Source organism: Aeromicrobium sp. PFPM2_SD2, from assembly GCF_057364525.1.
The window spans coordinates 1-3,130 of sequence record NZ_JBNFNZ010000302.1; the positions used below are offsets into that span (position 1 = coordinate 1).

The window sequence follows — 3,130 nt, forward strand, 5'->3', positions numbered from 1 at the left end:
CTCCCACCGCTCGGCCAGGCGCCCCGAGCATCGCCGAGGCCGCCTCCCGGGCGTCCTCGTTGAACGTGCTGGACGAGGGCCGAACAGCTCGGCCGCGTCGATCGCGGCCGGACCGGCCGGTGCGCGGCTGGGCCTTCAGCCGCACCACCGCGACCTGCTCGTCGGTCGGCTCGGTCAGGAAGCTGATCGTCAGCGTGTAGCGGAACGTGCGCGGCTCGTCCGGACGGGGCGGCTCGCTCGTGCGTCCGCGCTGCGGGGTGCGGGCGACCTCGGGTGCGTCGGCGGCGAGCGCCTTGAGGAAGCCGGCGATCTTGGCCTGGCCGCGCGAGGCGTCCACGTCGATGTAGCGCGCGGCCTCGCGCAGCTCGTTGAGCTCGGAGGCGTCGGGGGACTCCAGCGCCCCGCGCGCCATGATGCGCAGCGCCACCAGCGCCGGGGTGGCCCAGGCGCGGACGGTGTCGTCGGCGCTCAGCGCCCGGATGCCCTGGCTCAGCGGGCCGACCGCCTCGTTCGCCGTGGCCCGCTCGTCGCCGCGCGGTGTGCGGAACACGAAGCGCGACTCCTCGGGGGAGTCGGCGAGCTCGAAGTCGACCGGGTAGCGCAGCAGCGAGCGCAGGTCGGGGCGGACGAAGACCATCCTTCTATTGTCGCCGGTCGGTCCCCACGTTCCCAAGCGGGTCCACGGTGACGTGCGCGTCACCCGGTGTCCTGGACACGTCGGGTCGTCCGGGTATAGTTGAAGCAACAACTATTCAAAGGTGGCGCGATGTCGTACGCACTCTCGGACCTGGAGGACCGCCTCGTCCCGAGCCCGCTCATGCCGGCGCTGTTCGTGGGGCACGGCAACCCGATGCACGCGATCAGCGACAACGCGTACACGCGGACGTGGACGCGCGTGGGGGAGGGCCTGCCGACCGCCCAGGCGATCGTGGTCGTCAGCGCGCACTGGCTGACACCGGGCGAGGTGCGCATCACCGACGCGCCGCGCAACCCGGTCATCTACGACTTCGGCGGCTTCCCGGACGCGCTCTACCGGGTGCAGTACGAGACCCGGGGCGACCACGACGTCGCCCGCCTGCTGGCCCGCCAGCTCGCCGAGTACGAGGCCGCCCTGGACCAGCAGTGGGGCCTTGACCACGGCACGTGGAGCGTCCTGAAGTTCCTGGCGCCCGCGCCCGAGGTGCCCGTGCTCCAGGTGAGCATCGACGACGCGATGCCGCTGCCGCGCCTGTACGAGCTGTTCGCGCGGCTGCGCCGGCTGCGCCGCCGCGGGGTCGTCTTCATCGGCTCGGGCAACATCGTCCACGCGCTCGGCCGGGCTCGCTGGGAGCCGCAGGCCCCCGCGTACGACTGGGCGCTGCAGTTCGACGCCGACACGGCCGTGGCGATCCAGGAGCGCGACGTCGCCCGCCTGGTCGACCCGTACCGCTCGTGGAGCGAGGCGCGCCTGGCCGTCCCGACCGACGACCACTACCGGCCGATGATCGCGGCGCTCAGCCTGCTCGAGCCGGACGAGCGGCTGGAGTTCTTCAACGACACGATGGACATGGGCTCGATCAGCATGCGGTCGTTCATCGCCGCGGCCTGACCGCCCGCACGACGAAGGGCCCGGTCCGTGACGGACCGGGCCCTTCGTGCGTCGTGGTCAGGCCTGCGGGGCCTGCTGCGCCTGCTGCTCGGCCAGCTGGCGACGGACGTCGTCCATGTCCAGGTCGCGGACGGCCTGCAGGAGCTGCTCGAGCGCCTGTCCGGGCATCGCGCCGGCCTGGTTGAAGACCAGGATGCCGTCGCGGAAGGCCATGAGCGTGGGGATCGAGGTGATCTGCGCGGCGGCCGCGAGCTCGCCCTGCGCCTCGGTGTCGATCTTGCCGAAGGTGACGTCCTGGTGCTGCTCGCTGGCGTTCTCGAACACCGGGCCGAACTGCTTGCACGGGCCGCACCACTCGGCCCACCAGTCGACGAGCGTGATGCCCTCGCCGGTCACGGTGGACTCGAAGTTGTCCTTGGTCAGCTCGACGGTAGCCATGGGGTACCTCTCCTCGGGAGCGTGTGTACCCCTGGTGCAACGCGCGCCCGGCGTACGTCATTCCGCTTCTGGTGATCGCGGCCACGACATGCTCCGAGCGGCCACGGAGCACCCTCGGCGTGACTTCGTGACATCCGACACGTTTCATGCAGCATCAGCCCGCGCGTGAGCGGGCTCACACCTAGGGAGGTGCATGAAGCGACTGGTGACCGCGCTGGTGGCGACGGGGATGTCGATCGGCCTGGTGGGCGTCTCGGCGACGACGGCGGGGGCCGCGGACTCGGTGACCATCCGCAAGCTGGGCAGCTACAGCGTGACGAAGGGCCACAAGAAGACCATCGAGGCCTCGGTGGACGCTCGGGGGAACGTCCGCGTCGGCACGCCGGTGATGGACGTCTGGAACCGCAAGGGCAAGAGGCTCGTGGTGAAGAAGCCGCGCGCACGGCTCGGCGCGGGCACCTACAGGGTCCGCACGTACGTGAAGTACCGCAGCTACACGATGCGCTACACCTACAAGAACGTCGTGACGCACAGGAAGGGCGCGACGGTCACCCCGACGTGCTCGGTGACGTCGGTGGAGCCCGTGGTCTCGCCCGTGACCGGCGTGGTCGACGGCATCACCGGCATCATCCCGCTGCTCGGCGAGGTGCTCGGCGGCGCCCTGGGCAGCGTCGTGGAGGGCGTCGTCCCGGTGTACGACTACACCGCCAGCTGCCGGGTGGGCGGGTCCAACCCCTTCCCGGTCTCCGGCACGATCGCCGGCGTCGACAGCGTCGACCGCTCGGTCATCACCTACCCGGGCAGCGGCAGCGGCCTCGGCGCGTACCGCGAGGTCGGGTACGGGCCGGCCAACCTGCGCGGCAAGTCGGTCCAGCTCCCCGACCTGGTGCTCGAGCGCGACGTGACCCGTCGCGTCGTCGCCACCCGGGCGAAGACGTACTCGCCGATCAAGCAGCGCGTCCGCACCCAGACGCTGCGCATCCGCAACCGCTAGCGGGACGGCCGGCGGGCGGGCAGGATCGGGGGCATGGACCGCCGACACCTGCTCGCCTCGCTGGCCGGTCTGGGGGCGGCCGCGCTGGTGGGGTGCTCCGGCGACGAGCC

The 3,130-nt window shown here is 71.7% G+C and carries 3 protein-coding genes and 1 pseudogene; 2 read left to right on the forward strand and 2 right to left on the reverse strand.

From position 1 onward, the window contains the following. Window positions 1-637: pseudogene (locus AC2W7G_RS12495) on the reverse strand (DEAD/DEAH box helicase); the annotation flags it as partial. 129 nt (window positions 638-766) lie between these two features. Between AC2W7G_RS12495 and AC2W7G_RS12500 the strand changes: the two are divergent. Continuing rightward, window positions 767-1,588 carry a dioxygenase family protein gene (locus AC2W7G_RS12500; RefSeq protein ID WP_485868727.1) on the forward strand — a complete coding sequence of 274 codons (822 nt, stop codon included), beginning with the start codon at window positions 767-769 and terminating at the stop codon, window positions 1,586-1,588. Between the two features lie 57 nt (window positions 1,589-1,645). Here AC2W7G_RS12500 and trxA read toward each other — a convergent pair whose 3' ends face one another. Continuing rightward, window positions 1,646-2,026 carry a thioredoxin gene (trxA, locus tag AC2W7G_RS12505; RefSeq protein WP_131402373.1) on the reverse strand — a complete coding sequence of 127 codons (381 nt, stop codon included), beginning with the start codon at window positions 2,024-2,026 and terminating at the stop codon, window positions 1,646-1,648. A 193-nt stretch (window positions 2,027-2,219) separates the two neighbouring features. Here trxA and AC2W7G_RS12510 point away from each other — a divergent pair, with 193 nt between their 5' ends. Then, window positions 2,220-3,020 (forward strand): hypothetical protein, encoded by an 801-nt coding sequence (locus tag AC2W7G_RS12510; RefSeq protein ID WP_485868728.1) that lies wholly within the window; start codon window positions 2,220-2,222, stop codon window positions 3,018-3,020. Window positions 3,021-3,130 lie beyond the last annotated feature (110 nt).